The organism is Nocardia sp. NBC_01009, assembly GCF_045208035.1.
Lineage (GTDB): Bacteria > Actinomycetota > Actinomycetes > Mycobacteriales > Mycobacteriaceae > Nocardia.
The window spans coordinates 8,572,108-8,593,767 of record NZ_CP108695.1 but is presented as its reverse complement, the minus strand read 5'-3'; the positions used below and the strand labels follow the sequence as shown (position 1 = coordinate 8,593,767).

Genomic DNA, 21,660 nt, shown 5'->3' with positions numbered 1-21,660 from the left:
TGGGTGTCGTCGGGAAGTGACGGCGGCGTCGGGCTGTTCGCTGATCCGACTACTGACCTGTCGTCGTTGGTTGATGCGATGGTGGTGGCGCATGGCGACCGGGTCGCGGTGCGGTTCGGTGACGACGAACTGACTTATATCGAGTTGGATCGGCGTGCGAATCGGTTGGCGCGCAAGCTGATTGCTGAGGGTGCTGGGCCGGGGCAGTTGGTCGCAGTGATCCTGCCGCGGTCGTTGGATCTGGTGGTGGCACTGCTGGCGGTGATCAAGTCCGGCGCCGGGTACGTGCCGATCGATCCGACCTACCCCGCGGATCGCATTGCCTACGTGCTGTCGGACGCCGCCCCGGCGGGCGTGATCGTCGACGGCAGCGTGGATGCCGAGCTGCTCGACGGCATGGCGGTCGTGTCGATGGACGGCTTCGGTGTGCAGACCGGCGATCTGATGGATGTCGGTGAGGGGCCGATCACCGATAGTGATCGGATCGCGCCGTTGCGTGCGTCCAACACTGCCTACGTGATCTACACCTCCGGTTCGACCGGCCGCCCGAAGGGTGTGGTCGTGGCGCACCGGAATGCGGTGCGGCTGTTCGCGAACACCGATCGTGAGTTCGGTTTCGGCCCGCAGGATGTGTGGACGTTGTTCCACTCGAGTGCGTTCGACTTCTCGGTGTGGGAGCTGTGGGGTGCACTGCTCTACGGCGGCACGGTGGTGGTTGTCGACTACTTCGTGTCGCGTTCGCCCGAGCAGTTCCTCGAGCTGCTGCGCCGCGAGCGGGTGACCGTGCTCAACCAGACCCCGTCGGCGTTCTATCAGCTGGCCGAGGTCGATCGCAACGCTGGTGTTTCGTCGCCTTTGGCGCTGCGGTATGTGGTGTTCGGTGGTGAGGCACTCGACTTGGGTCGCCTCAATGACTGGATGGCGCGCCACGGTGACGGGTCGGCCGGGTCGGCCGGACCGCGGCTGGTGAACATGTATGGCATCACCGAGACGACGGTGCATGTGACGCATCGAGTGCTCGATGTCGAAACAGTTGCTGCGGCGACGGGTTCGGTGATCGGTCGGGCCATCGCAGGCCTGTCGGTCTATGTGCTCGATACGCGTTTGAATCCGGTGCCGGTGGGTGTGCCGGGTGAAATGTATGTGGCCGGACCGCAATTGGCTGATGGTTATCTCGGGCGCCCGGATCTGACGACGGCGCGGTTCGTCGCGAACCCGTATGGCGGACCGGGCAGCAGGCTATATCGTTCCGGCGACCTGGCGCGCTGGAACGAGCAAGGTGAGCTGGAACACCTCGGCCGCGCCGACGATCAGGTGAAGCTCCGCGGTTTCCGCATCGAGCTCGGTGAGATCGAGGCCGCGTTGCTCGCGCTGGAGGAGGTCGCTCAGGCGGCGGTCGTGGTCCGCTCGGACAACCGGTTGAGTGATCAGCTGGTCGGATACGTGGTCCCGGTCGACGGTGAGGTCGATACCGAGCAGCTGCGGGCGCGACTTTCGGGCACGTTGCCGCCCTACATGGTGCCGTCGGTGCTGATGGTGCTTGCGGCGTTGCCGCTGACCGTCAACGGCAAGCTGGATCGTAAAGCGTTGCCTGCGCCGGTGCTCGAGGCTGCGGCCTTCCGGGCGCCGGTGACCGCTGCTGAGGAGATCGTGGCGGGTGTCTTCGCCGAGGTGCTCGGTGTGGATCGGGTGGGCTTGGACGATGATTTCTTCGCCTTGGGCGGCAACTCATTGATCGCCACCCGAGTGGCTGCCCGTCTGTCGGCGGCGTTGGACACGCAGGTCGGGGTCAGGGAGCTGTTCGAGGCCTCCACCGTGACCGCGCTGGCCGCTCGCGCCGGGTCCGGAATCGGTACCGGCGCACGGCAGGCGCTGGTGCCGCAGCAGCGGCCGGAGAGGGTGCCGCTGTCCCTGGCGCAGCAGCGCATGTGGTTCCTCAACCGGTTCGATCCCGAATCGGCGGTGGACAACATCCCGGTGGCCGTGCGGCTGTCGGGCCTGCTGGACCGGCAGGCGCTGCAAATTGCGGTGGCCGACGTGCTGGCCCGCCACGAGTCGCTGCGCACCCGCTACCCCGAGGTGGACGGCACGGCGTATCAGGAGATCGTGCCGACCGGCAAGGTCATCCCCGACCTGTCCCCGGTGGAGGTCACCGAGGCCGAACTGCCGCAGCGGCTTTCGGAGCTGGTGCTGCGCGGCTTCGACGTCACCGCCGAGGTGCCGTTACGGGGTCTGCTGTTCGAGATCAGCCCCACCGAGCACGTGCTGGTCCTGGTGGTGCACCACATCGGCGCCGACGGTTTCTCGATGGGCCCGCTGACCAGGGACGTGATGACGGCCTACGCCGCACGCGTCGACGGCGGCGAGCCCGCCTGGGCGCCGCTGGCGGTGCAGTACGCCGACTTCGCGCTATGGCAGCGTCAGGTGCTCGGCCGTGAGGACGATCCGGAATCGGCGATCGCCGAGCAGATCTTGTTCTGGCGACAGGCGCTGGCCGGGCTGCCCGAGCAGCTGGATCTGCCGTCGGACCGACCCCGTCCCGCGGTCGCGTCCGGACGCGGCGCGCGGTTCCGCTTCGAGATAGACTCCGACACCCACGCAGGGCTGGCCGAGCTGGCGCAGGCTCAGGGCACGACCTTGTTCATGGTTGTCCACGCCGCGCTGGCGGCGCTGCTGGCACGGTTGAGCGGCGAGTCCGACATCGCGATCGGCACGCCGATCGCCGGTCGTGGTGAGCGGGCGCTCGACGATCTGGTCGGCATGTTCGTCAACACCCTGGTGTTGCGGACCGAGGTCGAAGGTGGTGTCACGTTCCGCGAGCTGCTGCGGGCGGTGCGGGCCACCGATATCGCCGCGTTCGGGCACGCCGACCTGCCGTTCGAGCGGCTGGTGGAGATCCTCAACCCCGCCCGCTCGCAGGCGCGCAACCCGCTGTTCCAGGTGATGCTGGCGTGGCAGAACACCGGTCAGACCGTGCTCGAACTGCCGGAACTGACCGTCAGTGCCGTCGATCTGCCGAGCGACACCGCGAAGTTCGATCTACAGTTGGTGCTTGCCGAACAGCCGGGCGGCCCGGCGGGCGGGATCAGCGCCGAATTCATCTACGCCACTGACCTGTTCGACGCCAGGACCGTTGCGGACGTCGCACATCGGTTCACCCGGATGATGAAGGCGATCGCCGCCACGCCGGACCAGCCGGTCGGAGATCTGCCGCTGCTCGATGTCACCGAGCGTGCGGTGCTGTTGCAGGACTGGAACGACACCCACTACCCGATCGCGGTGTCGGCGGGCGATGCTGCGGGGACGCTGATTTCGCTGTTCGAGGCGCAAGTCGCCGCGACCCCGAATGCCACCGCGGTCACGTTCGAGGGGACAAGTCTGTCCTACGCCGAGCTCGCCGACCGCGTCCGGAAGCTGGCCCGGTGGCTGGTCGAGCATGGTGTCGGGGCGGAATCGCTGATCGCGCTCGGTATGCGGCGTTCGATCGACCTGGTGGTCGGCATGTACGCGGCGTTGGCGGCGGGCGGCGGCTACCTGCCGCTCGACCCGGATCACCCGGCCGAGCGCACCGCCTACCTCCTCGCCACGGCCGACCCGGCGTGCGTGCTCACCAGCGGCGACGACCTGCCGATCGACACCGCGCAGGTGCGGATCGATCTGCTCGACTTGTCCGGGTACTCGGCGGCGCCTGTCACCGATGCGGATCGTATTGTGCCGGTGCGGCCTTCGAATACGGCATATGTGATCTTCACATCGGGTTCGACGGGTCGGCCGAAGGGCGTTGCGGTGTCGCATGCGGCAATCGTGAACCGTCTGGTCTGGATGCAGGCCGCCTACGGTCTCACCGCCGCGGATGTGGTGCTGCAGAAGACGCCGGCGACCTTCGACGTGTCGGTTTGGGAGTTCTTCTGGCCCTTGCAGATCGGTGCGCGCCTGGTGGTCGCCAGGCCGGACGGGCACCGCGACCCGGCCTACCTGGCCGAGGTGATCGGCAGCGAGCAGGTCACGACCGTACACTTCGTGCCTGCCATGATGTCGGTGTTCGTGGCCGAACTCGCTGCGGCGCGCTCGGGGATGGCAGCAGGCGGAGCCGACGGGGTGGGTGAGCACTGCACCTCGCTGCGGCAGGTGTTTGCCTCCGGTGAGGCGCTGCCCGCGGCGACCGCACAGCGGCTTCGGGAACTGACCGGGGCCCGGCTGCACAACCTGTACGGCCCGACCGAGGCCGCGGTCGACGTCACCTATCACGAGGTGATCGATGCCGACACCGTCTCGGTGCCGATCGGTGTGCCGGTGTCCAACACCCAGGTGTATGTGCTCGACGCCCGGCTGCATCCGGTGCCGGTCGGGGTGGCCGGTGAGCTCTACCTGGCCGGTGCGCAGTTGGCGCGCGGCTATGTGGAGCGACCGGATCTGAGCGCGGAACGGTTCGTGGCCAATCCCTTCACGCCGGACGAACGGATGTACCGCACCGGCGACCTGGTGCGATGGGTGCCTGCCAGCACGGGTAATGCGGGCGAGCTGGAATACCTGGGCCGCACCGACTTCCAAGTGAAGCTGCGCGGTCTGCGGATCGAGCTCGGCGAGATCGAAGCCGCGCTCACCGCGCTGGAACCGGTCGCACAGTCCGTCGTGATCGTGCGCTCCGACGACCGATTCGGTGATCAGCTGGTCGGCTACCTCATCGCGGCCGCCGGTCGTGGCATCGACATCGACACGGTGCGTGCGGAATTGGCGCGCTCGCTGCCTGCCTACATGGTCCCGTCGGCCTTCGTGATCCTGAATGCGTTCCCGCTCAACGCTTCCGGGAAGCTCGACCGGAAGGCCCTGCCCGCTCCGGTGGTGGAAGCACGGGTGTACCGCAGGCCGGTCACGCCCATCGAGGAGATCGTGGCCGGCACGTTCGCGGATGTTCTCGGAATCCGCGGGGACGGAACGGAAGTCGGTCTGGACGACGACTTCTTCGAACTCGGCGGCAACTCGTTGATCGCCACTCAGGTCGCCGCCCGGCTAGGGGCGGCGCTGGACACCCGGATTCCGGTGCGCACGCTGTTCGAGGTACCGACGGTGGGTGCGCTGGCCGCACGGCTCTCGACGCACGTCGGGGCCGGTGGTCGCCGGGCATTGGTGGCCGGTCCGCGACCGGAGCAGATCCCGTTGTCGCTGGCGCAGCAGCGCATGTGGTTCCTCAACCGGTTCGACATGGCAAGCGCGGTCAACAATCTGCCGCTGGCGATTCGGTTGACCGGCGACCTGGATGTCGTCGCGCTGCAACAGGCCGTGCGTGACGTGATCGCTCGGCACGAGGTGCTGCGCACCTACTACCCCGAGACCGCCGACGGTCAGGGTGTGCAGGTGATCCTGCCGGTCGCCGAGGCGACCCCGGCACTGGAACCGATCGCGGTCACCGAGGCGGACCTGCACGCCCGCATCGCGGACGCGGTGCTGACCGGATTCGATGTCACCAGCGGTGTGCCGGTGCGCGCCGAGCTGTTGCGCGTCACGCCGGACGACCACGTCCTGGTGGTCGTCGTGCATCACATCAGCGGCGACGGGTGGTCCATGCGGCCCCTGGCTCAGGACGTGATGGTCGCCTACGTCGCCCGCTCGCGCGAGGAGGTGCCGGGCTGGGCGCCGCTGCCGGTGCAGTATGCCGATTACTCGCTGTGGCAGCGCGAAACGCTCGGTGCCGAGGACGATCCGGAGTCGCTGATCGCCAAGCAGACCGCATACTGGACGGCGACGCTGGCCGGACTGCCAGGGCGGATCGACCTGCCCACCGACCGTCCCCGTCCGGCCGCGGCCTCCAACCGGGGCGCTGTGTATCCGTTCCCGGTCGACGCCGCGCTGCAACAGCAGCTGACGGAGCTGGCCCGTGCGCACGGCGCCAGCATGTTCATGGTGGTGCACGCGGCGCTGGCCGTGCTGGTCGGCCGATTGTCCGGTAGTCGCGATTTTGCGATCGGCACTCCGGTGGCCGGACGCGGCGAGGCCGAGCTGGACAACCTGATCGGCATGTTCGTCAACACCCTGGTGCTGCGGACGGAGCTGGATCCGAGCGCGCCGTTCACGGCCCTGCTGGCGGAGACCAAGGACACCGATCTGGCCGCGTTCGCCCATGCCGATGTCCCGTTCGAGCGGCTGGTCGAGGTGCTCAGTCCGGAGCGTTCGCAGGCGCATCACCCGTTGTTCCAGGTGGCGCTGTCCTTCGAGGCCACCGATGCCGGCGGTACCACCCGGATGACGCTGCCGGGCTTGGAGATCGCCGCGGTCGATTTCGATCCGGGCACCGCGAAGTTCGATCTGCAGTTGGCCGTCGCCGATCCCACGGACGGTGGCCTGGCGATGTCGTGGAACTACGCCATCGATTTGTTCGACGCGGCGACGGTGGCGACGTTGTCCGAGCGCCTGCTGTGGATCCTGCGGCGGGTGGCGGCCGATCCGCAGGTCCCGGTGGGTGACATCGATCTGCTCGGCGAGGTCGAACGGACCGATGTCACACAGCGCTGGGTGTCGTCGGGAATCGACGGCGGCACAGGGCTTTTCGCGGATCGCGGCGTGACGCTGCCGGATCTGGTCGATGCCATGGTTGCCCGGCGCGGCGACCATACCGCGGTGAAGTTCGGCGACGACGCGCTCACCTACGCCGAGCTCGATCGGCGGGCGAACCGTCTGGCGCGCACGTTGATCGCGCAGGGTGCCGGGCCGGGACAGTTGGTCGCGGTGATCCTGCCGCGATCGTTGGATCTGGTCGTGGCACTGCTGGCGGTGGTGAAGTCGGGTGCGGGATACGTGCCGATCGATCCGTCCTACCCCGCGGATCGGATCGCGTATGTGCTCTCGAATTCGGCGCCTGCCGGTGTGGTCGTCGACAACAGCGTGGAGGTGGAGCTGCCCGATGGGGTGACGGTTGTGTCGATGGCCGACCTCGATGCGGAGACCGACGAGAGTCCCATCACCGACCGCGATCGGATCGCGCCGCTGCATGCGTCGAACACGGCTTACGTGATATACACCTCCGGCTCGACCGGCCGCCCGAAGGGCGTTGTCGTGGCGCACCGGAATGTGGCGCGGCTGTTCGCGAACACCGATGCCGAGTTCGGTTTCGGCCCGCAGGACGTGTGGACGCTGTTCCATTCGAGCGCCTTCGACTTCTCGGTGTGGGAATTGTGGGGTGCGCTGGTGTACGGCGGCACGGTGGTTGTCGTGGACTACTTCGTGTCACGTTCGCCCGAGCTTTTCCTGGAGTTGCTGGCTCGTGAGCGGGTGACGGTGCTCAATCAGACCCCGTCGGCGTTCTATCAGCTGGCCGAGGTCGAGCGGACTGCCGCTGTGGCGCCTTCGGCGTTGCGGTACGTGGTGTTCGGTGGTGAGGCGCTGGATCTGCGTCGTCTGGGTGACTGGATGACGCGCCACGGCGACGGATCGGGTGATTCGGCCGGGCCGCGTCTGGTGAACATGTACGGCATCACCGAGACGACGGTGCATGTGACGCATCGGGTGCTGGATGCGGAAACCGTTGCCGCGGCGACGGGTTCGGTGATCGGCCGGGCTATCGCCGGTTTGTCGGTGTACGTGCTCGATACGCGTTTGAATCCGGTGCCGGTAGGAGTGCCGGGTGAAATGTATGTCGCGGGTCCGCAGTTGACCGATGGTTATCTCGGGCGTGCGGATCTGTCGGCGGTGCGGTTCGTGGCGAATCCGTTCGGTGGGCCGGGTGAGCGGTTGTATCGCTCCGGCGACCTGGCGCGTTGGAATGCCCAGGGTGAGTTGGAGCATCTGGGTCGTGCCGACGATCAGGTGAAGGTGCGTGGTTTCCGCATCGAGCTCGGTGAGATCGAGGCGGCGTTGCTCGCGCTGGACGAGGTCGCTCAGGCGGCCGTCGTGGTCCGCTCGGATGGCCGGGTCAGTGATCAGTTGGTCGGGTACGTGGTGGCCGCCGCCGGTGAGATCGATACCGAGGGCTTGCGGGCGCGGTTGTCGGAGACGTTGCCGGCCCACATGGTGCCGTCGGCGCTGATGGTGCTCGCGGTGTTGCCGCTGACGGTCAATGGCAAGCTGGATCGCCGGGCATTGCCCGCCCCGGTGCTCGAGATCGCGGCTTTCCGGGCGCCGGTGACCCCTGTGGAAGAGATCGTGGCCGGTGTCTTCGCCGAGGTGCTCGGTGTGGATCGGGTCGGCCTGGACGATGACTTCTTCGCCCTGGGTGGCAACTCGCTGATCGCCACCCGAGTGAACGCGCGGCTGGGCGCCGCGCTGGACCGGCAGCTGTCGGTGCGCGATCTGTTCGAGGCCTCCAGTGTGGCCGCGCTGGCGGCGCGGCTGGAGCAGAACGACAACGCCGGTCGGGCCCGGCCCGCGCTGGTCGCCGGCGAACGGCCGGAACGGATCCCGTTGTCCTCGGCGCAGCGACGCTACTGGTTCCTCAACCAGTTCGACCCGGCCACTTCGGCGGTCGATAACATCCCGCTGGCCGTTCGGCTCTCCGGCGCGCTCGATGTGGCCGCGCTGGAGCAGGCGATCGGTGATCTGCTGGCTCGCCACGAAGTGCTGCGGACGATCTATCCGCAGTCGGAGGCCGGCCCGCGACAGGTGATCCTGCCGGTCGATGCGACCGCGACGCGGTTGACGCCGGTGCAGGTCACCGAGGACGAACTGGGCGGCAAGGTCATCGAATTCGCGCTGACCGCCTTCGATGTCACGATCGAGGTGCCGCTGGCGGTGGCACTGTTCCGGATCAGCGCGGGCGGGAGTAGGGCGGGATCCGGCATCGACGAGCATGTGCTCGCGTTCACGGTGCATCACGTCTCAGCCGATGGTTTCTCGCTCGCGCCGCTGGCGCGGGACGTGATGACCGCGTATGTGGCGCGCGTGCAAGGCGATGTGCCGCAGTGGCTTCCGTTGCCGGTGCAGTACGCCGACTACACGCTGTGGCAGCACACGGTGCTCGGTTCGGAAGACGATCCGGAATCGCTCGGCGCGCGACAGCTGGCCTACTGGCAGGCCACGCTGGCCGGCCTGCCCGACCAGCTGGAGCTGCCTGCGGATCGGCAGCGTCCGCCCACACAGTCGTTCCACGGCAAGGCGATTCGCTTCGAGCTCTCGCCGGAGCAGCATGCCCGCCTGCATGAGCTGGCTCGCGCGAACAACGCGTCGCTGTTCATGGTGGTGCATACGGCGCTGGCGGTGCTGCTGTCCCGTTTGTCCGGCAGCGACGACATCGCGGTCGGTACTCCGATCGCGGGTCGTGGCGAACGTGAACTCGACGACATGATCGGTATGTTCGTCAACACCTTGGTTTTCCGTACCATGGTCGCGCCGGGCGATCGGTTCGTCGACTTGCTCGCCGATGTGAAGGAACGCGACCTGGAGGCGTTCGCCCATGCGGACGTGCCGTTCGAGCGCCTGGTCGAGGTGCTCAATCCGGTGCGTTCCACCGCGCACAATCCGCTGTTCCAGGTGGGCTTCTCGTTCCAGAACCTGGCCGAGACCACCTTCGAGTTGCCCGGTCTCTCGGTGAGCGCGGCCAACTTCGACTCACAGCTGGCCAAGACCGACCTGCACTTCACGCTGGTCGATCACTACGCCGAGGACGGCACGGCGGCCACGCTCGGCGCCGAAATCGGTTACGCCGTCGACCTGTTCGACGAGAGCACGGTGCAGGGCTACGCGGACCGCTTCGTGCGCGTGCTCGACGCGGTGATAGCCGACGGGTCGGTCCGGGTCGGTGAGATCGAGCTGCTGGACGTGTCCGAGCGCGACCGGATCCTGCGGGGCTGGAACGACACCGAGCACGAGGTCGACTCGGCGGCGACGTTGGTGTCGCTGCTGGATGCGACTGTGGCCGTGCACCCGGAGCGGGTGGCGCTGGTCACCGACGACGGCGCCACGCTGACCTATGCCGAGCTCGACGTGCGGGTCAATCGTTTGTCGCGTTGGTTGATCGGCCGGGGTATCGGTGCGGAGGATCGGGTGGCGCTGGCTATCCACCGCTCGGTGGATCTGGTGGTCGCGATGTATGCGGTGGCGCGGACCGGTGCGGCGTATGTGCCGTTGGATCCGTCGCAACCGGCCGAGCGTCTGGACTACATCCTCGAAACTGCCGCACCAGCGGTCGTGTTGACCACGACCGCGGTGTTGGAGCAGCGGTCGCAGGGCGCGGCCCTGGATTGGGTGGCTGTCGATGAGCTGGATCTGTCCGGTCAGGCCGGTCATGCCCTCGAATCGGCCGAGTTGGTTCGTGAGTTCGGTGCTGCCAACACCGCGTATGTGATCTTCACGTCGGGTTCGACGGGTCGCCCCAAGGGTGTCGCTGTCAGCCACGCGGCGATCGCGAACCAACTGCAATGGAAGGTCACCGAATTCGGCCTCGACACCGCGGATGTGCTCGTGCTGAAGACGCCTGTGACGTTCGACGTCTCGGTGTGGGAGTTCTGGTCGGCCGCGGTGTGTGGTGGTCGCCTGGTGATCGCCGCTGCGGATGGGCATCAGGATCCGGGATATTTGAACCAGCTGATGCGTGACACACAGGTGTCGACGTTGCATGTGGTTCCGTCCATCCTGGACGGGCTGCTCATCGAATCCGAGGGTGAGCTCAGTCGTTCGCTGCGCCGGGTTCTGGCGATCGGTGAGGCGTTGCCTGCCGCGGTGGCGCAGCGGTTCCGTCGTGGCAATGCAGCGGAGCTGTTCAACGTGTATGGCCCGACCGAGGCCGCGGTGTCCATCACCAATCATCGGGTCACCGATGCCGATCAGGTGTCGGTGTCGATCGGTGCGCCGGAATGGAATTCGCGTGTCTATGTCCTCGATGCTCGGTTGCGGCCGGTGCCCGAGGGTGTTTCGGGTGAGTTGTACCTCGCGGGTGTGCAGTTGGCGCGTGGTTACATCGGGCGTGCGGATCTGACCGCGGATCGGTTTGTGGCCGATCCGTTCGGTTCGGGTGGGCGTATGTATCGCACGGGTGACCTTGTTGCTTGGCGCGACGGTGAGTTGGAGTATCGGGGTCGTACCGATTTCCAGGTGAAGATTCGTGGTTTCCGGATCGAGTTGGGTGAGATCGAGGCTGCGTTGCTTGCGTTGCCGGGGATCGCGCAGACCGCGGTGGTCGCCCAATCCGATCCCAGGACTGGTGATCGTTTGGTGGCTTATGTGGTGCCAGGCGCTGGTGCCGCGCGGCCGGTGGATGTCGGACAGGTGAGCTCGGCCCTTGCCGCAGTGCTCCCGTCCTACATGGTTCCGGCCGCCTTCATGGTGCTGGATGCGTTGCCGCTCAATGCGAACGGCAAGCTGGATCGCAAGGCGCTGCCGGCGCTGGAATCCGAGACCGCTATCTTCCGGGAGCCGGCGACTCCGATGCAGCGCGTTGTTGCCGAGGTGTTCGCGGAAGTGCTGGGTGTGGAGCGGGTCGGTCTGGATGACGATTTCTTCGCTCTGGGTGGCAACTCGTTGGTCGCGACGCGGGTGAGCGCTCGGCTTGGAGCCGTGCTGAATTCGCGTGTTCCGGTGCGGACGTTGTTCGAGGCGCCGACGGTCACCGCGTTGGCCGCCGCGCTCGATTCGCAAGCCCCCGCCGGGCGCGGCATCGAGCTGGGCAGCATCGCTCGTCCGGAACACATTCCGCTCTCGCTCGCGCAACAGCGCATGTGGTTCCTCAACCGCTTCGACACCCAGTCGGCCGCCTACAACGTGCCGATCGCGGTGCGGTTGACCGGTGCGCTCGATGTGGCCGCATTGCGCGATGCCGTTGCGGATCTGGTGAACAGGCACGAAATTCTGCGTACCGTCTACCCGCAGACCGAATCCGGTCCCGTGCAGGTGATCCTGCCGCCCGCGGAGGCCGTGCCGCAGCTGGATGTGCGGACGGTAGCCCAGGACGAGGTCGAATCCGCTGTCATCGCACTGGTTTCCGCCGTCTTCGACGTCACCACCGAGGTGCCGGTCAAGACCGCGTTGTTCCAGATCGACGGGGCAGCACAGGAATACGTGCTCGCAATGGTCGTGCATCACATCTCGGGTGACGGTTCGTCGGTCGGCCCGCTGACTCGCGACCTGATGACCGCCTATGCGGCTCGGACTATGGGAGCGGCACCGGGTTGGGCGCCGCTGCAGGTGCAGTACGCCGACTACTCGATCTGGCAGCGCGAACTGCTCGGCAGCGAGGACGATTCGGAATCGCTGGCCGCCAAGCAGGTTGCCTACTGGCAGCAGGCGTTGGCCGAGCTGCCGGATCAGCTGGATCTGCCCTCGGATCGTCCGCGCCCAGCGGTGCAGTCCTTCGCGGGCGGCAAGGTGGAGTTGCGGGTCGACGCGGCAACCCATCAGGCCTTGATCGAGCTGGCGCGCGCCGAGGGTGCGACGCTGTTCATGGTCGTGCACACCGCGCTCGCGGTGCTGCTCGCTCGCTTGTCGGGCAGCGACGACATCGCGATCGGTACGCCGATGGCCGGTCGTGGTGAGGCCGTGCTGGACGATTTGATCGGTATGTTCGTCAACACGTTGGTGTTCCGCACCAGGGTCGAGTCGGGCGAGCCGTTCATCGAATTGCTCGCGCGCCAGCGTGAGATCGATATCCAGGTGTTCGCCAATGCGGACGTGCCGTTCGAGCGCCTGGTCGAGGTGCTCAATCCGGTGCGTTCGACCGCGCGGCATCCGCTGTTCCAGGTCGGCCTTTCGTTCCAGAACCTGGCGCAGTCGTCGCTGGAGCTGCCCGATCTGACCGTGGCCGGTGTCGATATCGACACCCAGCTCTCGCAATTCGATCTGCACCTGATCGCCACCGACCGCTACGGCGCGACCGGCGACCCGGAAGGCATCACCGGCTACTTCACCTACGCCACCGATATGTTCGATCAGGGCACGGTGCAAGGCTTCGTCGATCGGTTCGCGCGTCTGCTCGGCGAGATCGTGGCGACGCCGCGTACGCCGGTCGGCGACATCGAGCTGCTGGCTCCGGTGGAGCGGGCCGAGTTGGTGGTCGCCCGTAACGACACGGCGCAGGCGGTGGATCGTTCGGCGACGCTGGTGTCGTTGCTGGATTCGACGGTGGCCACGTATCCCAGGGAGGTGGCGCTGGTCACCGACGACGGCGCCACGCTGACCTACGCCGAGCTCGACGCACGGGTGAACCGCCTTGCCCGGCACCTGATTTCGCTGGGTGTGGGACCGGAATCGCGGGTCGCGCTCGCGATCCGGCGTTCGGTCGATCTGATCGTGGCGATGTACGCGGTCGCCAAGGCCGGTGGTGCGTATGTGCCGGTGGATCCGGATCATGCTGCCGAGCGGACGAACTACATCCTCGAGACCGCGGCCCCCGTGTGTGTGCTGACCAATGCCGAGGCGGGATTCGATTCCGATGTCGCGCCTTCGGTGCGTATCGATGACCTCGTCCTCGACGAGGTGGACGGTGCGCCGGTCACGGATGCGGATCGGGTACGGCCGCTGCGGGCGTGGAACACCGCGTATGTGATCTTCACGTCGGGTTCGACGGGCCGCCCCAAGGGCGTCGCCGTCAGCCACGCGGCCATCGCGAACCAGCTGCAATGGAAGGTCACCGACTTCGGCCTCGACGCCGCGGATGCGTTCTTGCTGAAGACCGCCGCGACGTTCGACCTTTCGGTGTGGGAGTTCTGGTCGGCCGCGGTGTGTGGTGGCCGCCTGGTCATCGCCGCGCCGGACGGACATCAGGACCCGGCGTACCTCAACGAGTTGATAGCCGGCGAGTGGGTGACCACCTTGCACGTGGTTCCGTCGATGCTCGACGCGCTCACTGCCGGCGAGTTCCCGAACTCGGTATGGCGGGTGCTCGCCATCGGTGAGGCGCTGCCCGGCGCACTGGCGCAACGGGTCCTGCGTGATTACGCCCGGACCGAACTGTTCAACCTCTACGGTCCGACCGAGGCCGCGGTGTCCATCACCAGCCACCGGGTGACCCAGGCCGACCAGACCTCGGTGTCCATCGGTCTGCCGGAATGGAACAGCCAGGTTTATGTGCTCGATGCTCGGTTGCGGCCGGTGCCCGAGGGTGTTTCGGGTGAGTTGTACCTCGCGGGTGTGCAGTTGGCGCGTGGTTATTTCGGTCGTGCGGATCTGACCGCGGATCGGTTTGTGGCTGATCCGTTCGACGTCGGAACTCGGATGTATCGCACGGGTGACCTTGTTGCTTGGCGCGACGGTGAGTTGGAGTATCGGGGTCGTACCGATTTCCAGGTGAAGATTCGTGGTTTCCGGATCGAGTTGGGTGAGATCGAGGCTGCGTTGCTTGCGTTGCCGGGGATCGTCCAGGTCGCGGTGGTCGCCAAGTCCGATCCCAGGACTGGTGATCGTTTGGTGGCTTATGTGGTGCCGTCGGATGGTGATGTCGATGTGGCGCAGGTGAAGTCGGCGTTGAGTGCCGGTTTGCCTTCGTACATGGTTCCGGATGCCTATGTGGTGCTGGATGCGTTGCCGCTCAATGTGAACGGCAAGTTGGATCGCAAGGCGCTGCCGGAACCGGAGTTCGAGGTCGCTGCCTTCCGCGCACCCGCCACGCCGATCGAGGAGATCGTGGCCTCGGTGTTCGCCAAGGTGCTGGATGTGGACCGGGTGGGTCTGGATGACGATTTCTTCGCTCTGGGTGGCAACTCGCTGGTCGCGACGCAGGTGAGTGCTCGTCTCGGGGCCGTGCTGGGTTCGCGTGTTCCGGTGCGAACCTTGTTCGAGGCGCCGACGGTGGCCGCATTGGCTGCCGCACTGGATTCGCAGGCCCACGCCGGCCGCGGTGTCGAGCTGGGTTCCCTGGCTCGACCGGAGCGGATCCCGTTGTCGTACGCCCAGCAGCGGATGTGGTTCCTGAACCGGTTCGATCCGGCTTCGGTGGCCTACAACGTTCCGGTCGCGGTGCGGCTCACCGGTGTGCTCGATGTCGCCGCCATGGAGCTGGCGGTGGCCGATGTGGTTGCCCGCCACGAGGTTCTGCGGACGGTTTATCCGGCGGACCGTGACGGTGTCGCGCAGCAGGTGATTCTGCCTGTGGGGCGGGCGGTTCCGGAGCTGGAGGTGCGTACCGTCGCCTCGGCCGATGCCATGGCCGCCGTCGTTGAGCTGTTGTCCTCGGTGTTCGATGTGACCAGTGAAGTGCCGCTGCGGGTGGCCCTGTTCCAGATCGACGGTGGGGCGACCGAGGTCGCCGAGCCGGAGTATGTGCTGGCTCTGGTGGTGCACCACATTTCCGGCGACGGCTCGTCGATGGCTCCGTTGACCAGGGATCTGATGACCGCCTATGCGGCTCGGACTATGGGAGCGGCACCGGGTTGGGCGCCGCTGCAGGTGCAGTACGCCGACTACTCGATCTGGCAGCGCGAACTGCTCGGCAGCGAGGACGATTCGGAATCGCTGGCCGCCAAGCAGGTTGCCTACTGGCAGCAGGCGTTGGCCGAGCTGCCGGATCAGCTGGATCTGCCCTCGGATCGCCCCCGTCCAGCGGCGCAGTCGTTCGCCGGCCGCAGAATCGAGCTGTCGTTCGATGCCGAGACCCATCGGGGCCTGGTCGAGTTGGCGCGGGAGCAGGGCGCGACGCTGTTCATGGTGGTGCACAGCGCGTTGGCGGTGCTGCTGGCCCGGTTGTCGGGTACCGATGACATCGCGATCGGAACGCCGATGGCGGGCCGCGGTGAGGCCGTGCTCGACGACGTGATCGGTATGTTCGTCAATACCTTGGTGTTCCGTACCAGGGTCGACGCGGACGCGGCGTTCACCGATCTGCTCGCGCGGCAGCGTGAGATCGATCTGCAGGTGTTCGCCAATGCGGACGTGCCGTTCGAGCGCCTGGTCGAGGTGCTCAATCCGGTGCGTTCGACCGCGCGGCATCCGCTGTTCCAAGTGGGCTTGTCGTTCCAGAACCTGGCCAGGACCGGCTTTGAGTTGCCCGGTCTCGCGGTGTCCGGGGTGGAGTTCGACGCCGAGGTTTCGCAGTTCGATCTGCATTGGATCGTGGCCGACGAGTACGACGAGTCGGGTGCACCGGCCGGCATCGGTGGCACGGTCACCTACGCCGTGAGCATGTTCGATGAGGCCACGGTGCAGGGCTTCGTCGATCGATTCGCGCGTCTGCTCGGAGAGATCGTCGCCTCGCCGCGGACAGCGGTCGGCGATATCGAGCTGCTGGAGGTGGCCGAGCGCGATCGGATCCTGCGGGGCTGGAACGAGACCGGGCACGAGGTCGACTCGGCGGCGACGCTGGTGTCGCTGCTGGATGCGACCGTGGCCGCATACCCGGAGGCGGTCGCGCTCGTGGCGGACGGGGCGGGCGCCGAGGTGCGGCAGGTCGTGACCTATGCCGAGCTCGACGTGCGGGTCAATCGTTTGTCGCGTTGGTTGATCGGCCGGGGTATCGGTGCGGAGGATCGGGTGGCGCTGGCTATCCACCGCTCGGTGGATCTGGTGGTCGCGATGTATGCGGTGGCGCGGACCGGTGCGGCGTATGTGCCGTTGGATCCGTCGCAACCGGCCGAGCGTCTGGACTACATCCTCGAAACTGCCGCACCAGCGGTCGTGTTGACCACGACCGCGGTGTTGGAGCAGCGTTCGCAGGGCGCGGCCCTGGATTGGGTGGCTGTCGATGAGCTGGATCTGTCCGGTCAGGCCGGTCATGCGCTGGCTCCGGCGGAGTTGGTTCGTGAGTTCGGTGCTGCCAACACCGCGTATGTGATCTTCACGTCGGGTTCGACGGGTCGCCCCAAGGGTGTCGCGGTCAGCCACGCGGCGATCGCGAACCAACTGCAATGGAAGACAGCGGAATTTGCACTCGGATCCGACGACGCGGTGTTGTTGAAGACCGCTGCTACCTTCGACCTTTCGGTGTGGGAGTTCTGGTCGGCCGCGGTCAGTGGTGGCCGCCTGGTCATTGCGACCGCGGATGGGCATCAGGATCCGGGATATTTGAACCAGCTGATGCGTGAGACGCAGGTGTCGACGTTGCATGTGGTTCCGTCGATGCTGGACGGGCTGCTCATCGAATCCGAGGGTGAGCTCAGTCGTTCGCTGCGCCGGGTTCTGGCGATCGGTGAGGCGTTGCCTGCCGCGGTGGCGCAGCGGTTCCGTCGTGGCAATGCAGCGGAGCTGTTCAACCTGTACGGCCCGACCGAAGCGGCGGTGTCGATCACCAGTCATCGGGTGACCGATGCCGATCAGGTGTCGGTGTCGATCGGTGCGCCGGAATGGAACAGCCAGGTCTACGTGCTGGATTCGCGCCTGCGGCCGGTCCCCGCCGGCGTCTCGGGTGAGCTCTACCTCGCCGGCGCGCAGTTGGCCCGTGGTTACTTCGGCCGTGCGGATCTGACCGCGGATCGGTTCGTGGCCAATCCGTTCGGTGCGGGTGCGCGCATGTATCGCACCGGCGATCTGGTGGCGTGGCACGGTTCCGGTGAGTTGGAGTATCGGGGTCGTACCGATTTCCAGGTGAAGATTCGTGGTTTCCGGATCGAGTTGGGTGAGATCGAGGCTGCGTTGCTTGCGTTGCCGGGGATCGTCCAGGTCGCGGTGGTCGCCAAGTCCGATCCCAGGACTGGTGATCGTTTGGTGGCTTATGTGGTGCCGTCGGATGGTGATGTCGATGTGGCGCAGGTGAAGTCGGCGTTGAGTGCCGGTTTGCCTTCGTACATGGTTCCGGATGCCTATGTGGTGCTGGATGCGTTGCCGCTCAATGTGAACGGCAAGTTGGATCGCAAGGCGCTGCCGGAACCGGAGTTCGAGGTCGCTGCCTTCCGCGCACCCGCCACGCCGATCGAGGAGATCGTGGCGGAGGTCGTGGCGGAGGTGCTCGGTATCGAGCGAGTCGGTGCCGCCGATGACTTCTTCGGCCTGGGCGGCGACTCGATTCGGACGATCCAGCTGGTGTCCCGAGCCAAGGAGCGCGGCGTGCGGTTCACGCCACGGGATGTGTTCGAGCATCGCAGTGTGGCCGCGCTGGCCGAGGCCGCCACCCTGATCGAGGGCACCGAGCAGCAGCGGCTGCCGGAGCTGCCCGGCGGCGGGGTCGGCGAGATCCCGTTGTCGCCGCCGGTGCTGGCGACGCTGGCCGCCGGCGGGTCGATGCGGCGCATCGCGAGGTCGATAGCGCTGCGGTTGCCCGACGACATCGATCGGGCGACCCTGGTCGCGATGATCGGCGCTGTCGTCGATCACCACGACGCGCTGCGGGCGCGACTGCGCCACGAATCGACCCCGGCCGACGCGGGCTGGGTCTTCGAGACGCTGGAGCACGGTGCGATCGACGTCGATGCCCTCGTGCATCGGGTCGACGTGCCGGGCGGCGTCGGCGCCGCCGGGTTGTCGCAGTTGGCGCGGGCCGAATACGAGGCGGCCCTGGGTCGTCTCGATCCGGCGAACGCGGTGATGACCCAGTTCCTGTGGTTCGCGTTCGGCGGTGCTCAGCCGGACGTGCTGCTCGTGGTGGGCCACCGCTTCGTGGGCGACGACGCGTCCTGGCGCATCGTGGTCGCGGATCTGGCGGTGGCCTGGTCGCAGCTGACGGAGGGGCGAGCGGTCGCGCTGCCCGCCACCGGCACCTCGATGCGGCGCTGGGCGCACGCCTTGGCCGAGGCCGCACACGACCCGGCTCGAAGCGCCGAACTGTCGTTCTGGCAGCAGGTTTCGGCTACCCCCGATCCGCAGCTCGGCGCCAGGGCGTTCGATCCGGCGATCGACACCGTCGCCACCGTGGAGCGGGTGGAACTGAGTGTGCCTGCGGGCGTCACCGAGGCTGTGCTGACCGCGATTCCGGAGCTGTACCGCGGTGGCGCCGCGGACGGCCTGCTGTCGGCGCTCGCACTGGCGATTTCCCGCTGGCGCGGCGAGGCGGCGGGCGGTGCCGCGCTGGTTCGGTTCGTGAACACTGATCGGGCGGCGAACAGTGTTGCCGGCGTTGATCTCTCGCGCACCGTCGGCTGGTTCGCCAGCGAGTTCCCGGTGCGCTTGGACTTGGCCGCCGCCGACCTCTCCGAGGCGTTCGCGGGCGAGACCGTCCTGGGCGGCATCGTGAAATCCGTGAAGGAGCAGCTGCTCGCGGTGCCCGGCAAGGGCCTGGGCTACGGCCTCCTGCGTTACCTGAACGAGGACACCGCCGACCAGCTCGGCGATGCCGCGCACGAGGTCCCCGGTCAGATCAGGTTCTGTTACGCGGGCAACCAGCCGACCGGCGCGTCGCTGACCGACTACTCCGATCAGCCGGTCGAGGTGGGCTTGATGCCGGTGGCCGAGCTCGGCCTGCCGGACACGGATCTGGACCCCGACATGGCGGCCGGCGCGACGGTCGACATCACCGCGTGCGTCTCCGACGGGGCGGATGGTCCGCGCTTGCGCACCTCGTTCGCCTATCCGGCCGGCCTGCTGACCCGCGTGCGGGTGCAGGAGCTTGCCGAGCTGTGGGTGGCCGCGCTCACCGCGCTGGCCGCGCACGCGCGGCGGCCGGAGGCCGGAGGCCGTACACCGTCGGATCTGCCCCTGGTGTCGGCCGTGCAGTCGGACATCGAGGTCTGGGAACGCGACTACCCGGCGCTGGTCGAGGTGTGGCCGCTCTCGCCGCTGCAGTCCGGTCTGCTGATCGAGTCTGCGACGAGCCGTTCGTCCATCGATGGCTACACCATGCAGGCGGTCGTGGATCTCGGCGGCGCGCTCGACGCCGAACGGTTGCGGGCTGCGGCCCAGAGCATCCTTGACCGCTATCCGAACCTGCGGGCGGCGTTCACCACGGATTCGGCCGGTCGGCCGGTCCAGGTGATTCCGTCGCGGGTCGAGGTGCCGTGGCGTGAGGTCGACCTGACGACAGAACCCGAGGGGCAGCGGCTCGCGGAGCTGCAGCGCCTGGTGACCGTCGATCGCGAGACACGCTTCGACATGACGGCGGGATCGTTGCTCCGCTTCACCCTGTACCGCACCGACCAGAGCACTTGGCAGCTGGCTGTCACGACCCACCACATCCTGCTCGACGGCTGGTCGTTGCCGCTGCTGATGCGGGATCTGCTGGTGTTGTACGCGGTGCACGGCGACGCCACCGCGTTGCCCCCGGCGACGTCCTACCGGGATTTCCTGGCCTGGCTGGCCGGGCGGGACGACCAGGCGTCGTTGCAGGTCTGGCAGCAGGCCCTGGCCGGGGTGGCGGAGCCGACCCAGCTGGCGCCGCAGCCGCGGACGACCGACACCGGCGAGGTCGGCAAGCTGATCACCGACTTCGACGCCGAGGCCACCCTGCGGATCGCCAAGCACGCCGCCGACCTCGGGGTCACGGTGAACACGATGGTCCAGGCGGCATGGGGCATTGTGCTCGGGCGACTGACCGGCCGCTCGGACGTCGTGTTCGGTGCTACCGTGTCCGGTCGCCCGGCCGAACTGGCCGGCGTGGAGTCCATGGTGGGCCTGTTCATCAACACACTGCCAGTGCGCGTCCGCGTCGACGATCACGATTCGGTCGGCGAGTACCTGCGTGGTCTGCAGAAAGACCAGGCCGAGTTGCTGGATCACCACTATGCGAACCTGACCGACATTCAGCGGATCGCCGGTGCCGGAGCACAATTCGACACCCTGCTGGTGTTCGAGTCGTACCCGGTGGACAAGGAGGCCATCGCCGCAGCCAACTCGATCGACGGCATGTCGATCACCGGTGTCGGTATCGCCGACACCGTCACCAGCTATCCGCTGACGCTGGTGGTGACCGCCGAGTCGACGATGGAATTGGCTTGGACGTACCGGAGCAGCTGGTTCACCGCCGACGAGGTGCAGGTCCTCACGGCGCGTATGCACCGCGTACTGGAGGCACTGCTGGGCGATCCCGCGACACCCGTCGCCGGCATCGATATCCTCGATGCCGACGAACGGGCTGCCCTGCTCGGTGCATCCGGCTCCGCTGCCACCGATGTCGCGGTCACCCCGGCCGGTCCCACGGACTCCGGCCCGCGGACGGTGGCCGAGGTGCTCGGTGTGGTCGCCGAGGCGGATCCCTTCGCTGTGGCGCTGCTCGTCGGTGATACCGAAGTTGCCTACTCCGAGCTGGATTCGCGGTCGTCGCGGCTGGCTCGCGTGCTGATCGGCCGTGACATCGGTCCCGGCGACACCGTCGCCGTGGCGCTGCCGCATTCGGTCGAGCAGGTGCTGGCGCTGTGGGCGGTCCAGAAGGCCGGTGCGGCGGCCCTGCTCGCCGGTGACCTCTCCGCCGACGAGATTCGCTCCGCCGGTGCTGATTTCGCCATCACGGCGGAACCGGTGGACGGATCGCCGCGCGCGTTGGTGTTCACGGAGTCGGCGACGCAGGCGGCGATGGCCGCCGCGGCGGCCCACCCGGTGTCCGACGCCGACCGGGTCCGCCCGCTGCACGCGGACCATCCGGCCTTCGTGCTGGTCTCGTCGAACCCGAGTGTCCTCACCCAGGCACAGGCGCTGGACCGCGCGCGGCTCCTGTGCGCGGCGAACGAGATCGACTACGAGTCGGTGACATACACCACAGCCGCATCGGGCACCGCGGCACTCAGCGAATTCCTGGCGGCCACCAGCGTCGGCGCGCTGTCGGTGCTGCCCACCGGCGACCCGGCGGCCGACCGCGCTGACGGCGAGGTCACCCATTGGTTTGTCACCAAGGGCGCGGAGAACGAGGAGGAGGCCGTCGATGACGGGTCGCGTATCGTCGCCGAGTAA

General features: G+C 67.3%; 1 protein-coding gene (only partly in view). It reads left to right on the top strand.

Annotated elements, in window-relative coordinates; translation table 11 throughout:
- Positions 1 to 21,660, top strand: the 3' portion of a protein-coding gene (locus OHA42_RS38810; protein ID WP_406233442.1) for a non-ribosomal peptide synthase/polyketide synthase. 20,001 nt of this gene lie to the left of the window's left edge; only the last 21,660 of its 41,661 coding nucleotides appear in the window; the start codon falls outside the window, past its left edge; the stop codon is at positions 21,658 to 21,660.